Below are 410 nucleotides of genomic sequence, written 5' to 3'. Positions count from 1 at the left end.
CATACCGAGAATCAAATTAACAGCAACTGCCGATCAAGGCTGACCCTGGGGGAATTGATGATGCGCGTCCGCACCGCGACTATAATGATTTCTATTGCACTGCTTGCCGGCTGTGCACCGACGCAGCAGGACTATGGTGCGATAGTCACGCTGCTGCAAGGCAGCGCGAGAGCGAGAAATGAGTTCGTCAAAGTGTGCGCAAAGGATTTCGATGCAAATGCCCGTCGCACCGCAGGGATCGTGACAAACGTCTCCGACAAGGACGCTCCGAGGGCCGCTTGCCAGCGATATCTGGCGGCCGCGATCTCCGGTCGCGCCACGTATCAGGATCTGCTCGACATCAAGGCTCACAGGTTTACGCCAAAGCTCATCAAGATCTTCCAGGGCCGATAGCCGGAAGACGCTCTCTC

Annotated in this window: 1 protein-coding gene; it reads left to right on the top strand. The window is 56.8% G+C overall.

All coding sequences use genetic code 11. The features are described from left to right. Positions 1-60 precede the first annotated feature (60 nt). Positions 61-393 carry a hypothetical protein gene (locus tag AC5ZG1_RS44535; protein WP_496136589.1) on the top strand — a complete coding sequence of 111 codons (333 nt, stop codon included), beginning with the start codon at positions 61-63 and terminating at the stop codon, positions 391-393. The last annotated feature ends 17 nt before the right edge of the window (positions 394-410 follow it).

The organism is Bradyrhizobium sp. Leo78, assembly GCF_059512425.1.
The sequence above is the reverse complement of the archived record's forward strand: the minus strand, read 5'-3'. Positions and strand labels throughout refer to the sequence as shown.

What these genes read in the sequence shown, in the direction of transcription:
- AC5ZG1_RS44535 (WP_496136589.1), top strand. Translation starts at nt 61, where the DNA reads ATGCGCGTCCGCACCGCGACTATAATGATTTCTATTGCACTGCTTGCC.